Origin of the sequence: Paenibacillus silvae (genome assembly GCF_014639235.1) — a bacterium.
In the GTDB taxonomy this organism is placed as follows: Bacteria; Bacillota; Bacilli; order Paenibacillales; family Paenibacillaceae; genus Paenibacillus; species Paenibacillus silvae.
The window spans coordinates 1,035,724-1,050,387 of record NZ_BMFU01000002.1 but is presented as its reverse complement, the minus strand read 5'-3'; the positions used below and the strand labels follow the sequence as shown (position 1 = coordinate 1,050,387).

Genomic DNA, 14,664 nt, shown 5'->3' with positions numbered 1-14,664 from the left:
GAGTTAATCTGTCATCGGAGTGGAATTTGTAAAAAAAATCTTTAGGTCAAAATATGTAAATTTGATAGGAAGGAGCTGAGGCCTATGAAGGTGAATCTGAAGCGGAGCTGGCACACCAAGTTGATTTATTCGTATTTTCCCCTCTTTCTGCTTACGATCTCCATTCTCATTTTTCTCTCCTTCCTGATTGTGAACGAACTGTCACGGAATGAAACCAAGAAAGCGGATATGATCTCCACACGTTATATTGTAAGTACACTGGAGCGTTCATTGGGTGATATTGAGATGAGACTGCTCGATGATATCGGCACCAACAAAATGTACAGTCGATTTCTGGAAGCCCAGGAAGGACAGCTATCCAGTGCGTTTCTCTATGATGCAGCGAGTGGTTTGGGACGAATGCTGGATCAGCAGGGCACGGTGCAGTCCATTTATCTGTATCGGCTCGCAGACTCCCGTATTCTAACGCCCAGAGGTATGGTGAATCTGGATGAATTTGAAGACCGGGCTTATATTGAGCAGGCTTTGAAAAACAGACAAAATCTGGGCTGGAATCAGCCCAGATCCTATAAAGAGCGTTCCTTTGATGTGCCTTCACAGGTCATCAGCATGAACAAATGGCTGCCCCTCCCTTGGGGCGGGGAGGGCCTGCTTGTCATCTCCATCCGGGTGTATGCGTTGGAGAGACAGATCGACAATATGACGGATGCCAATCTTTCCTTTTTACAGGTGAAGGACAGTCATAACCAGCTTGTCTATTCGGCTCATCAGATTGCCTCAGGCGATGGAAATATGCTGAATCGTGTACAGTCCGAGAAGCTGGGACTTACCTTCGAAAGCGGCATTCAGACGGGACATTTATATTCATGGGTGTCGCTTGTTTCGTATGTATGGATTGGTATTGGTATTCTGACGATTGCTGGGGCCGTCGCGGGTCTGATCTATATTACACGACGAAATGTGCGGCCAATTCAGCTCATGATGAATCGCATTCAGGAGCTACAGCCTCGCGTACAAGAGGAGGAGGCGGCACCGTCTGTCAAAGATGAGCTGGCCTTGATTGACCGGGCACTTGAACATCTCATTGCTCAAACGGTGGACTATGAGAAGCAGCATCATGAGAATCTGCTCATTCATCGCAGGCAGCTGCTGGTGGATCTGATGGAAGGGGAGCGAATGGATTCATTCCGTCAGCGCCTTCGTCATTTGCTTCCGCTGGAGGAGCGGTTTCTGGAGCCGAAAAGCGCAGCGGTGCTGGTGGCGGAGATGAATGGGACAGACCTGCCTGGCAATCAGAATATTTTGAAAATGGCGTTGATGAATGTATTCAAGGAGCTGGTGCAGAGGGAGAACGGACTTGGAGCATGGGCAGAATGGTTTGGTCATCGACGTCTCATCATTGTGGTGGCTTCGGATGAAAAGGAAGGACTCAGCCGCGAACTGCTGATCGATTTGGCCAAACAGATGCATATGTGGATCGCTGAGCATTTCCGCATTCGGTTTACGTTTGGCATTGGACAAACGGTCAGTGGATGGGAAGATATTACCCGATCTTATGCGAGTGCTGATGCGGGATTGCAGCACCGGCTGACACTGGGTCAGGATGCGATTGTACTTAGTGAGCAATTGCCTGATCAGACCGAGCTGCATTCCTACAAATATCTTCAGATGCTTGCAGACATCGTTCGTGAATTCAGATTGACCGGAGATGAATGGCGAACGCAGCTGGATCAGATGTTTATTGCGTTCAGCGAGGATCAGATGAATGACAAGGATATTCGTATGCTTGTTCAGTCGCTTATTCAGATGTTAGCACGTGAATTTGGCGAGCTCTCTGAACGATTGCAGCATCAGTTCGATGAATACACTCTGGCAAGGCTTCGTGCACAAATTCAGGAAGCTGACACACTCGAGCGCATCCGTGAGATTTTGCTGGAGTGGCTGAAGGAGGTTTATCGCAATTACGTAGCGGTGAACGAAACCAAGAGTCATCGTGCGATGATCAATGAACTTCGCGTATATATCGAAGAACACTTCGATGATCCGGATCTTTCGCTGAAACATCTGAGTGATCGATTCCAGATATCGGGAAAATACGCAAGTTATCTGTTCAAGGAAGAGTTTGATATGAAGTTTGTTGACTTTCTGGTGAAGCTGAGAGTAGAAAAGGCCTGCCGAATGCTGGCCACATCCGATACAGCAATTCAGGATATTGCCCAGCAGGTCGGGTATGCGAATGCAATCTCTTTTGGCAGAGTGTTTAAACGTGTCATGAATGTGACACCGGGAGATTATCGGAAGCAATTTGGCAGACCGGAAGAGAAATAAACGTTGAGCATGAACATTTGTGAGTTGAAACTGGAACTGAAGTCTCCTATGAAAGCATTAGGTGTATTCCTGATGCTTAACATAGGAGGTTTTTTGTCATGAAGAGAGCGAAATGTATTTAGGAATATCGTTGGGCAACAAATCTGGGGTTCGTTGGAGCCTTGTCAGATCTGCTATTTGGCGAAGTGCGCTTTAATATTTTACCGAGGGACTAAACTGCTGTGACCAATCCGTAATAATGATCATTACAAACGGAATCGACCACCAATAGCGTGGTCTTTTTTTATTTTTATGGGGAGAGGATCATCGGGAAAATGGATTAGCACTGTCGTTGTTTGTCGATCTGAGGACGGATTACCATTGAAAAACAGTGAAAACAACCAAAATATATGTTAGTTTATATGACATGAGTCGGTTGAAAACAGTTTACCAACGGGAAAATGGTTTATAAGTTCGTTTTTTTGACATAAAAACAGCATTTTATTTGTTTTGAAAATAGTTTATTGTCGGTTTTCAGAAAACAATGTAATAATTAGTGACATTCACAGGTGCGGCAACATGGGCAACCATAACGGAGTGGCGATCATGTGAATCATTCAGAAGGTGTACGAAAGGGGAAAGGTCAAATGAGATTATTTCAAAGACGCAAGACAGGCAAGGCAAGTTCGGTTCTCGCAGTGGTAACAGCGTTCACTCTATTATTATCCGCGTGTTCATCCGGGAGTGATTCAGCAGCTTCATCATCCGGTGGAGCGGGTTCGGGGAACAGAACAACTTTGAAAGTAGAAATTTTTGACCGGGGTAATACACCGGCAGGCTATACCATCTCGGACAGCTATCTGACTCGCTTCATTCAGAAGAAGTTTGGTGATCCCAACAACATTGATGTTCAATTTGTACCGGTGCCACGCTCGGAAGAAGTGCAGAAGCTTAATGTACTGATGGCAAGTGGCTCAGAGGTGCCTGATATCGTCTTTACCTACGATTCCGGTACATTCAACCGCTACGCTGAACAAGGAGGTCTGACCGAACTGACTGACCTCATTAATAAAGACGGCACTAACCTGAAAAAGCTGCTGGGTGATCAAACGCTGGCATACGGTCAGTATGACGGACAGCAGCTCGCCATTCCGGGAAAACGTCTGGTGCTGGGGAAATATGCTTCATATGTACGGCAGGACTGGCTTGATGCTCTTGGCTTGCCGGTACCACAAACAGCTGAAGAGTTGCACACGACTTTGAAAGCCTTCAAAGAAAAAGACCCTGGCAAGGTGGGGTCGGCGCTCATTCCAATGGGCATGTCCATTGCTCCTGCACAATATGAGCCGTTGATCTGGTCCTTCATTCAGCCGCTGACGGAAGAACAAAAATACACACTGACACAGCAGCTTGGTTCCAATGACTATCCGACACTCTTGCCTGGGTTCAAGGATGCTCTGAAATACATGAACACGTTGTATAACGAGGGATTAATGAGTAAGGACTTTGGACTGGATAAAGACAAGAAAAAGCTGTGGGAAGATGTATCTAACGGCAAAGTCGGTTTCTATACGGAAGATGCAGGTGAGATTTATATTTCCGGTACGTATAAAAACTTGCAAACGAACAAGCCGGGCGCTGTCATGACACCGATGGATGCGTTCAAAAACTCCGAAGGCAAATTCGCCAAACCGGCTTATGCTCCAAATGCCATGTATGTCATGATTCCGAAGACCAGCAAAAACGCGGAAGCAGCGATGAAATATCTGGACTGGATGGCATCTGGAAACAATCTGTTTGACCTGCAATTCGGCGTAAAAGACGAAAACTATGAATTGGTGGACGGTGTGCCTCAGATCAAAGAGGATGCTTCTCCTGAAATTGCCGGACGGATCTACAACTCTGGTGACATCGCTATTATCGTGAACGGTAAATACGTTGGTGATGACAAGAAAAATGAAGAGGCATATGTCGTTCAGGTTGAATCGAAATATCGTGACGATATGCGTAAATCGGTTGCGATCTCAAATACAGATACAATTCAGCCTGTGCGTTTCTCCAAACCTATTGAAGCTGAGGCACGTTATGGCAATGGTTTGCAGGACAAATTCATGGAGTTCATTGTGAAAACAACGATCTCCAAGCCGTCTGATTTTGAAGCAGTCTATGACAGCATGATGAAGGATTATATGGCCAGCGGAGGTCAAGCCATCCTCGATGAGCGTACAGAAGCTTACAAAGCAATGAAGTAAGCCGAACTGAAAGCCGCTGCATGGGTACAGCATAGAACAGGATTTCATGGGGGCGATGGTTGGATCGTCCTCCATGGTACATCCTGCATGACTTGGGGGGAACATTTATGAAGACGAGCACCTATTTCCGCAGAAACTGGCAAATGTATGCTTTGCTCGTGCTGCCAATGATCTATTTTATCATTTTCAAGTATGGTCCGATGTATGGTGTACAGATTGCGTTTAAGGATTTTAACTTCTTCCAGGGTATCTCCGGCAGCAAGTGGATCGGGTTCGATGCCTTCAAAGAAGTGTTCGAAAATCAAGGGTTCTACACGGCACTGCGCAATACCATCGTTCTGAATTTCCTGGATTTGCTTGTATCGTTTCCGGCACCACTGATTCTGGCAATCCTGCTTTTTGAATTACGAGTGGCCTGGTTTAAAAAGATGGCACAGACGCTGCTGTACATTCCGCATTTTATCTCATGGGTCATCATTGGCGGGATCGTATTACAGGTGTTCGGCACACAGTCTGGCTTCATTAACAACATGTTAATGAGCATCGGGCTTGATCCGCTTCCATTCCTCACGGATAAAAACTATTGGCTCTTCACATATCTTGCTGTAGGTGTGTGGCAAAGTGCAGGCTGGGGCACCATTCTCTATCTGGCGTCTCTAACGGGTATCAACCGCGAGCTGTATGAAGCTGCCGAGGTGGATGGAGCAAGCCGCTTGCGCAGAATCTGGCACATCTCTCTGCCAGGCATCAAAACAACGATTGTTACTCTGCTGATCATCAATGTCGGCAATATGATCTCCATTAGCTTCGACCGTCCGTTCATTATCGGCAACGTAGCCGTACGTGAATATTCGGATGTTCTCAGTACCTTTGTATACCGTATGGGTTTGCAATCCGGTCAAGTGACGCTGGCAACCGCAGTTGGGTTATTCCAGGCTGTTGTTGGACTGATCTTCATCCTTGGTGCGAACTATGCATCGAAAAAATTAACAGACGAGAGCATTATGTAACGGAATGTAACGGACGGAATGCTTGATCAACACGGAGTTCATCTATGATCTGTAAGGAGTGAGTAAGATGTCGGAAAACACGGCGAATCGAATATTCAACACGGTAAATGTCATTCTGATTGTAGTTGCAATGGTGCTGTGCCTTGCACCGTTTATCCATATCATTTCCATCTCGCTAAGCTCGAACCGGGCGATCGGTTCGGGAGAGGTCTCCTTTTTCCCGAAAGAGATTACCTGGGAGGCGTACGGCAAAGTATTTGGTGATGGTTCCATGATTCGATCCCTGTTCTATACCATCTGGCTGACCGTTCTTAGCACAGTGCTGAGTATGGTCATGACCATTGCGGCAGCATATCCTCTTGCCAAAAGCAGTCTCAGAGGGCGCAAATGGTTTATGATGGTGATCGTGGTTACGATGTTTTTCAGCGGAGGTATTATCCCGGAGTATATTTTGATCAAAAACTTGCATCTGCTTGACAGCACATGGGGATTGATTTTGCCCGGACTGATCAGCCCGTTTTATATGATTATTCTGATCACCTTTTTCCGCGGAATTCCCGAAAGTCTGGAGGAAGCTGCGGATATTGACGGCAGTACACAGATTGGCACGTTAATTCGCATTATTTTGCCGCTGTCACTTCCGGTGATGGCAACGCTCAGCCTGTTCTACGCTGTCGGCCGCTGGAATGGCTTCCAGGATGCGTTAATGTATATTACCAAACCGGAGTTGTATCCGTTACAATTGAAGTTATATCAGATGATACAGCAGAATCAGATCACAGAGCTGATGCAAAATGAAGGCATTGGTGCAGTACATGTGTTGCCTGAAAGCTTGAAAGCAGCTAGTGTTATATTCTCGACGTTGCCGATCCTGCTTGTATACCCTTGGCTGCAGCGGTACTTCATCAGCGGTGTAATGGTAGGTGCTGTTAAAGGTTAACGTCTCAGGAGGTCTTGTGGCATGACACAACCCATGGTAAAACAAATGTCAAATGAACAGCAGTATCTTGTACACCAATCTATGGTGATGATGGATCGTTTGTATGATGAAGAGCTTGGCTTGCTCCGCAGCGCTGAAGAGAATGCAGCGGAGCACGAGACACGAGGCAGTGCACATTATGCACTCGGCTTGCTTATTCGGCAGGAGCCTGGTGACGTGGAGCGGGCGGCTCGGGTGCTGGATAAGGTGCTGAATTATCAATATGATGCGCCGGAAGAAATCTATCATGGAACCTTCATGACCCAGTCGAATGATGTGCATCCACCCGCGGGTCATTATGCATGGAAATCATTTGCGCCAGGCACGGCATATTTCCTGGAACGCACTTTTGAGAAGGTGTCTGCGCAGTTTATTCATAATCTGCAGCAAGAGCATGATGTATTAAAGGAAGGTGCGGATGCGAAGCGGTTAAAGCAGCTGTTCCACGAAGCGGTTAACGCTATATTGCCACCCGTCTGGATCAGTTATGATCCAAACTGGCGGGAGTTTATCGCATGTGTCTGTGCCATTGCCACAGCGGAGTTTCAGGAGCTGCTGCCAGATCTTCTTGTCCGGCGAATGGATGAGGCCATGGAACGAGCTGTTCTGGGCTCCGTGGAACGTCGGCTGTCCGATGTGATTCCGATGAACACCAACATTGAGCTGATGCATATTTTTATTACGCATTATTATGGTCATCGGTTCAAGCGGGCCGACTGGATTCGGCATGCGGAGGAGCAGGCCGAAGGGCTGCTAAAGGAATTTGATCAATATGACGGTACGTTTGCGGAGTTTAATACAACCACCTATTACGGTGTTGATCTCGCGGTACTGGGAATGTTCAGACGGTATGCGCTCACGGGACAGATGAAACAATTTGCTCATCGGATTGAGCATGGACTTTGGAACAATATTGCCCTGTATTACAATGCAAATCTGGAGAATCTGTCAGGCCCGTTCGCGCGGGCATACGATATGGAGATGCGGGAGCACAGCTCCATCGGGGTGTTTCTTTATCTTTTGCTTGGAGAGGGCTACGAGTATTTAACGGGTATAAACTGTGAGTCCGGACATGACCCGATGATTGCACTGCTCGGCATTGATGTGCCAGCTGAGGCTGTACCTTATTTCAAAGCACATCAGGGTGATCGTTTGGTGCAGAAACAGTTCCTGGAGCTGTGCGAGCGTAATGATCCCAAAGCGAATCGTAATCTGTGCACGGCTTCAGCCTGGATCGGTGAGAAACGAATGATGGGTGCAATGTCGGGCAGCCGCAATACCAACGGCCAGATGCACCCCGCAACCATTCATTGGCAGACAGATGCGGGAGAACGGTATTATCTGCGTCTGGTGCGCCGCGAGACAGGCGGGGACTGGAACAGCCATCTGCGGGGCATTACCTTTGAAGCTGAGGTGACCCCGGAATCGTTGTCTATTGATGTGCAGCTGGATACTGCGGATGAGATTGAGGTTTATTTTGAGATCAAGGGGCCGGCCCTTCGCCTTCAGCAGTTCCAGCCAGAGCGCTGGAATCTTCCCGGACTAACCTGCTCGGTAAAGGCCGAAGCACCTGAGCCTACAGTTCTGATGTATACCGATTATGCGGAGATTATATATCGTTATGTTCCAGGTGTGAGCGAGAATCGGATGAGATTTGAACTCGGAATTGGTGAATAAAGAGATTGTATGGCATGAGATATATAAGCTGAACTATGTTTTACACATTAACGGAGAGAACAGAAAAAACTGAAAAAGCGGAGCTAAAAGCTTTCTGCAAGAAAGCTACAGAGATTGAGAGACTATGACAGGGAAGCGGAACGGAAGGAGGCAGGAAGAGTGCATTATACAGATAAAAAGGAATACTCATTCTCGACTTGCTGGAATATCAAGCGGCATACGACTGGACAGGGCATGATCGAAGAAATTTTGTCCATCGGATTCAAACATGTGGAGTTAAACTACAATGTAACTGAAGAGCTATTACAGACGATTGAACCGATGATTGAACGCGGGCAAGTCGGCATATCGAGTGTGCATAATACATTTCCGCATGTAGCTGACCCGGATTATGGCACAGACTCGGTACTGCTTGGATTCGACGATGAGACGCGGCGCAAGCGGGCGATTGAACTGCTGCTGCGTTCTGCCGAATATGCTCATCGCTATGGTGCGAAGGCGGTTGTTGTTCATCCGGGCGAGGTGCCCTTCACGTACAACATTGATGAATCCTTGAAGAAAATCTATCACGACGAGGGCAAAGATTCACCGGCCTATCAGGCATTGTGGCAGGAGATGCTGGAGAAGCGTGAGGCGGGAAGTCAACACTATCTCAAGCGGATTCAAGAGAGTCTGGAAGAGGTCTGTAATGTGTCGGAGCAGCGCGGATACGGTGTGAGCTTTGGCATCGAAACCCGTTCGCGCTGTTATCAGATGCCTACGCTGCAGGAAGCAGGTACGATTATTGGTCAGTTGAAGGGGGCTCCCCTTGGACTGTGGTACGATATCGGCCATGGCATGATGATGGACCGAATGGGGCTCTATGACAACGTACGCGAGGCCAATGCGCTGATCGATCACGTTGTAGGTGTGCACATTCATGAAACAGTTGGTTTGTCCGATCACTGGTGTCCGTATATTCATAGCAAAGATATGAACTTCTTTGATTCATTTCTGGATATTATCGACCGATCTCCTGTGAAGGTGTATGAGCTGAAAGCTGCCTGCACACCTGAGGAGATTGATGAAAGTCACAACCTCATTGTAACTCGCATTTCTGAACGTCAGAGGGAGAGGCAGAAAGCGGAATGAGGATGAAAGGCTGGATAAGGGGTAGAAAAAGGAAAGTAAATGAGAGTAAGAAAAGAAAAGTAAACAGGTGAAAGAAAAGTAAATGGAGAGCAAAAGATAGAGAGTAACAGATAAAGAGTAAGAGGTAGAGAGCAAGAGATAGAGAGTGATAGCATAGCTATACGCCCGTGTGAGTGATAAGCTGGGTAGAACGGGATCGGTATCGTCGAACCTTGCAGGTTGGATGTAACGGGTCCCTTTCTTTCGCAGCTTTCCACTGACTTTATTGGCGCTTCGAAGGCAATTTCGCCAACAACGACTTGAATTAGAGCCGCTCGAATAATTTGCAAGCCACAGAACTCGCCTCAAAATTCTAACGATCCCCAGAAGGCTTATTTACAGCATATTCACGAAAATGAAAACCTAACGATTCTCAGAGACCTTATTTCATTGTCACAGTAACTTTTTGAGCGTATTTTGGCCTGTTTTTGAGGAATAGCGTCATTTGAATTCGTTAGAATTTTAAATGTGCCCAAAAGGCTTGAATAAGGTTTCTACGAATCGTTAGAGCTTGAGACAGCGCCCGCATCCCCAAATACGACCCACGCATCTCGCCAGCATTTCCCGTAGTGGGGCGTATCTCACACGACTCACCGTCACAGATTCACTGCTACCTCGCAAAACGACGTTACAAGGACAAATCTCCCATCTAACTTCGCTACTAACCCACCAACGTACAAACCAACGTACTAACCGCTGTATACTTACTTCCCCCTGCATACTCGTAAAACAACACATGGAGCTTCCTCCAACATCCGATTTATACCAGCGTACCCCTTCTAATATGCATCTCTGTCTTAAAAAGTAACCCTGTACTTTACTTATACATCCGCTGTTCCAGTTCAGCAAAGGCGATGGCAGCATCGTCGCTGGAATTGTCGATATACGCCACAGCTTCGGCGGGAAGCGGCCAGTCTACGTTTTTCCGAGCAAGAGATGCGCGGAACGCTTCCCAATTTGCCAGCTTCCATGCATCTAGTGGAGATTGTCTTCCGGCAATACGCTGATGATAGAGCGATTCGTCCCGTAAATAGATGTAAGCAACCCGAACGTCGGTATCATCCAGAGAGCGCCCGATAAGTGCCAGTTCCTGCCCGATCCAATCGGGATTTTCAATCTCTTTGGTGAAGGGGCCAATGACAAGTGTATCCACGCCAAGCTGCACGTTATCCAAAGCTGCGTCCATCGTAATTCGATATCCGAGGTCGCGGCATAACTGTTTGTACTCAGGTGAGTCGCGGTCTGACGGGTCAAGCCCCTGTAATGTCATAATGGCTTCAGCGGCAGGGCGAAGCAGAATATCCATATCCAGAAAGGCGGCTTTATATTTGCGGGAAAGCGCTTTGGCAAGAGTAGTTTTGCCGCTTCCCGCACCGCCGAGGAAGAAAATCAGTTTACTTTTGCTCATGAGCGCGTGTCTCCTTCATTACTGATATGAATCAATCAATCAATCAATTCTGTTGCCAATGTTGCTAATCAAATGAAAACAAGATATGAGTAGTATTCTATCATAAATAGCTCAAACAAGGACTGGACATAAAAGGAATAAAAAGGTAAAATAACACCTAGTTTAACAATGCATAGATTTCCGATGTATGAACATATGAAGGAGGCCTACGTTTGCAGATCAATAAACAGATGATTAAAGGAAGCACAGAAACGTTAATATTAACGCTGCTTCATACCCAGCCCATGTATGGTTATGAATTGATTAAAGAACTGCATCGCCAGTCAGAGGGCGTGTTCAGTCTTAAGGAAGGTACATTGTATCCGATACTCCATGCGATGGAGATAGAAGGATGGGTGGAGGCTTATTGGGCTGAAGTAGATGGTCGAAAGCGGAAATATTACTCTATTCGGGAGCAAGGAATACACGCATTGCAGCACAAAAAAGCAGAATGGTCTTTATTTCGTGGTGCTGTAGATCGTGTACTTGGGGAGGGAGGTTTGACCTGATGAAACGGAAAGCTGAGAAAGAAGAGATTGAATTGAAGAGACAGAAAGAACATCGAGAACAGAAGGAACACAAAGAAGCTCAAGAACAGAAAGTGACGCATGAGAAGGTTGACATCTATCTGGATCAAATCTGTGGACAAGTCAAAGCGCGTGAAGTACATAACGATCTGCGTGAAGAGCTGGGAAATCATTTACATGAGATCATATGTGATAAGGAACAGGAAGGTTATAGTCCGGAACAAGCGGCTGCGTATGCCATCGAACAGATGGGTGATCCAACCGAGTTAGGCAAAAGCATGCACAAACTTCACCGTCATCGTATGCACTGGGGATTGCTGGTTGGAATCATTGGACTGGCTATGGTGGGAGTAATATTAACGTTCATTTACACCATTACCTCGCCAGACGCCTCAAAACAATATTCAGCTTCCCATTTAATCTATACAGGACTTGGTGTAATGGCAATGTTGTTCTGTACTTTTTTTGACTATCGTAAATGGATCAGGTTTGCATGGTGGATATATATATCGATCAATGTCCTTTTATATATTAACCCGATGTTATCAGAGTCATATGGCAGCATGAATAGATTTCTGCATTTACCCTTTGGAATTGCCCTCGATGTAACTACATTGGCAATATCGATACTTCCACTTGCCATCGGCGGCATCATGTCTGACAGACTTCGTGTGGGCTTGAGTCTACAATCCATATGTATTTATGCTGCATTAGTCGTTTTACCCATGGTGCTGTTATATCAGATTTCGGATTGGGTTAGATTATCATTATTTGCATGTGTAGCCGTGCTGCTATTCGGATGGATGACAAAAAAATGGTGGTATACAGTGATTACCGGCTTCTCATGTGGCGTTGCGGTAGTCCTGTTATTGCTGGTAACAGATAAGTATAGTCGATGGGAAAGATTATCGATTGTGTTTCATTTGGATAAGGACCCTCAAGGCAATGGTTTTACCTATAATTCTATCATCGATATCGTCAAAACAGCAGGGTGGTGGGGGAATGGGTTAGGTACCCCAATGGATTCGCTTTTTAAATATTTTTACCTCAGTTTCCCCGGGGTTATGCTGGTTGATATGTTTGGATGGTCGGCATGTGTGCTGCTCATTGTAGGTGTTGTATGGTTAATTCGTACAATGACAAAAATGCTGCCGCGTATAAAAGATACATTTGGAGCAATTATTGCAGTCTCTGTAACGATAACGCTTGCACTACAGATGCTATACTCTCTGGCGGCCATGACTGGAAGGGTTCCAATCTTGAGCATTTCATTCCCCCTCCTCGGTTATGGCTCGCATGTGATACTTGAATACGCCATGTTCGGACTGCTTCTCGGTGTCTATCGCCGTAAGGACACGGTTTCTATTAACGGTAACAGAAACCGTACGCGGATACAGGGAAGAGCATGACAGCACCAAGCTGCCCGCCATTCTATCGTTCAGTCTATTAATACTCTTACTCCATATTGGTATAAAATTTCACTCGAGTTCCTTCGATGGGAACCATATGTGCCGCAGATTAACCCAGCCCTGGCTGTTGAATGACAACCCGCGCACCGTCGGTAGATACGCTGTTTCAACAGGTTTGTGAGACAAACTGAACATGAGATGTTCAGTAATAAGGAAGCGTTCAACTTCATCCAGAACCTGCTTGCGATCCGCGATATGTGGTGATACCGCGATGCTTTGCATCATTTGTCTCACCTTAGCTTTGGAAAAGGGATCCAGATGCTCCGACATGGTGGCGTACATATCATATCTGCGAAGCTCCTCGTCACGATCCTGGATCAAGGAGAAGAGTATCAGGTCGGACTCAAGCCGCCAATCGCCCTTGAACTGTTCCATGCCGCCCGTGTGGATGGTGCAGGAGAAGCCGTATGGATAGAGAGCCAGTGCAAGCTGTTCTGCGTCCAGTCGGTATTGAGGAATGGTTGCAATGTTCAGGACGATCTCTTGCTTGTCCGTTGAGCGTGCGAAGGAGTTCATCATGTCTGTTGTGCCAACGAGTGAAGCTGAGATTACATCAATGCACTGCTGTAAATATGCTCGTACACCCGGATCGTTTAACGGTCCGGGCTTTTGGGTGTTACACGTAAGCAGCTTTGTCACGGTCACACCTGAGCTGGCTTGTGTCCAGCCTGTCCCAGATGTGCTGGATGGATTGAGCATAAGGTGGAAGAAGGGCGACTCTACCGCTTCGTTTGTACCGTAATGCAGGTCCTGATATTCCTCGCGTTTATCTGCAGTGATCCACGGAATTTGCAAAATATCCACCCGATCAATGAGAGCTCTCCCCTGAAAATACATCGGATAAGCCTCCAGCCTGCACATATGGTTATCCCAAAATGTTACCTTGAAGGGTCCGGTGCCAATGGGTATCTGTCTTGACTGTATGCGTTTGCGTTCAGAATGACTCGCAGCTGTATTGGCGCTCAGGCCTGAAGGCACAATGACTGCACGGCTGGTCGTCAAGAAGGACAGAAACAATTCATGCGGTTTATTCAATTGAAACCGTACAGTTAGAGGGGCGACTGCATCAACCGAAAGAATACGTTTACTGACCTCGCGATATAATGTCCGGAGTTCTGTGGCTTGCAATCGTTCAAATGTAAAAACAACATCCGAAGCAGAAAGTGGTTTGCCACTGTGAAAATAAACCCCTTTCCGCAAATGGAAAATCCATGTTAGCCGATTGTCTGACACATCCCACGTATGTGCTAATGCAGGCAAAATCTGTCCGTGTTCGTCCCGCTGTACAAGGCCATCATAGACATGGCTGGTCACAAATGACTCGGCAAGCAGGTTAATATACAGCGGGTCGAGTGCGTGAAGCTGCTGGCGAATGGGAAGACGGAGCGTATCGATGGATTCATTGTTGGTCCCGGACTCGGTATGATGACCTGAATAACCAAGCAGCCACTGGTTGAGATAATGCTGCATTGACAGTGAGCTGGAGAACGCTCTGACCTGATCGGCAGCCTCCTGTAACTCCCGGCGATCCATCGCCTGCATCATATATTCAGCGGCAATCTGATCGGCTGGAGCCAGCAGAGACAGCACCGAACGCCGTCCGCGTCCCCGCTGTGCATGCCAATGTATCCAGCCAAGGGCCGCCATTTTTTTTACAACTGTCAAGGTGTTCCGATGGGTGCAGTCCAGCAGCTCGGCGAGATCCGCCAGCGTCAGTGTATGCTCTGTTGTATCCCCGAGCTGGCCGTGAAGCAGCAAATACTGCTGATGAAGTTTCAACGAAACCGTCCTCCTCCGCATTTTCAGCAACATGTCTAAAATAAGAA

At 46.9% G+C, this 14,664-nt stretch carries 10 protein-coding genes; 8 read left to right on the top strand and 2 right to left on the bottom strand.

Annotation, left to right across the window (positions count from 1 at the left end; all coding sequences use genetic code 11):
- Positions 1 to 84: 84 nt before the first annotated feature.
- The 6 genes from IEW26_RS10460 to IEW26_RS10435 all read left to right on the top strand — a co-directional run bounded on the left by IEW26_RS10460 (position 85) and on the right by IEW26_RS10435 (position 9,356).
- On the top strand, positions 85 to 2,328 hold the full coding sequence (locus tag IEW26_RS10460; RefSeq protein ID WP_188592328.1) for a helix-turn-helix domain-containing protein: 2,244 nt from the start codon (positions 85 to 87) through the stop codon (positions 2,326 to 2,328).
- Between the two features lie 626 nt (positions 2,329 to 2,954).
- On the top strand, positions 2,955 to 4,559 hold the full coding sequence (locus IEW26_RS10455) for an extracellular solute-binding protein (protein WP_188592327.1): 1,605 nt from the start codon (positions 2,955 to 2,957) through the stop codon (positions 4,557 to 4,559).
- A 107-nt stretch (positions 4,560 to 4,666) separates the two neighbouring features.
- Positions 4,667 to 5,569, top strand: coding sequence for an ABC transporter permease (locus IEW26_RS10450; RefSeq protein ID WP_111272472.1), 903 nt, complete (start codon positions 4,667 to 4,669; stop codon positions 5,567 to 5,569).
- A gap of 67 nt (positions 5,570 to 5,636) precedes the next feature.
- Positions 5,637 to 6,509, top strand: a complete 873-nt coding sequence (locus tag IEW26_RS10445; protein ID WP_111272473.1) for a carbohydrate ABC transporter permease — start codon at positions 5,637 to 5,639, stop codon at positions 6,507 to 6,509.
- A 21-nt stretch (positions 6,510 to 6,530) separates the two neighbouring features.
- Positions 6,531 to 8,225: a DUF8769 domain-containing protein gene (locus IEW26_RS10440; RefSeq protein ID WP_188592326.1), complete on the top strand. Its 1,695-nt coding sequence runs from the start codon at positions 6,531 to 6,533 to the stop codon at positions 8,223 to 8,225.
- Positions 8,226 to 8,384: 159 nt separating this feature from the next.
- On the top strand, positions 8,385 to 9,356 hold the full coding sequence (locus tag IEW26_RS10435; protein ID WP_188592325.1) for a sugar phosphate isomerase/epimerase family protein: 972 nt from the start codon (positions 8,385 to 8,387) through the stop codon (positions 9,354 to 9,356).
- 856 nt (positions 9,357 to 10,212) lie between these two features.
- On the opposite strand, the gene IEW26_RS10430 is transcribed toward IEW26_RS10435, so the two are convergent.
- Complete coding sequence (locus IEW26_RS10430) at positions 10,213 to 10,803, bottom strand: P-loop nucleotide/nucleoside kinase family protein (protein WP_188592324.1); 591 nt, start codon at positions 10,801 to 10,803, stop codon at positions 10,213 to 10,215.
- 212 nt (positions 10,804 to 11,015) lie between these two features.
- Between IEW26_RS10430 and IEW26_RS10425 the strand changes: the two genes are divergently transcribed.
- Both IEW26_RS10425 and IEW26_RS10420 read left to right on the top strand, forming a co-directional pair.
- Positions 11,016 to 11,351, top strand: coding sequence for a PadR family transcriptional regulator (locus tag IEW26_RS10425; RefSeq protein ID WP_188592323.1), 336 nt, complete (start codon positions 11,016 to 11,018; stop codon positions 11,349 to 11,351).
- On the top strand, positions 11,351 to 12,778 hold the full coding sequence (locus tag IEW26_RS10420) for an FtsW/RodA/SpoVE family cell cycle protein (protein ID WP_188592322.1): 1,428 nt from the start codon (positions 11,351 to 11,353) through the stop codon (positions 12,776 to 12,778). The genes IEW26_RS10425 and IEW26_RS10420 overlap by 1 nt, the downstream gene beginning before the upstream one ends.
- Positions 12,779 to 12,847: 69 nt before the next feature.
- Here IEW26_RS10420 and IEW26_RS10415 read toward each other — a convergent pair whose 3' ends face one another.
- On the bottom strand, positions 12,848 to 14,617 hold the full coding sequence (locus IEW26_RS10415) for an ABC transporter substrate-binding protein (RefSeq protein WP_188592321.1): 1,770 nt from the start codon (positions 14,615 to 14,617) through the stop codon (positions 12,848 to 12,850).
- Positions 14,618 to 14,664 lie beyond the last annotated feature (47 nt).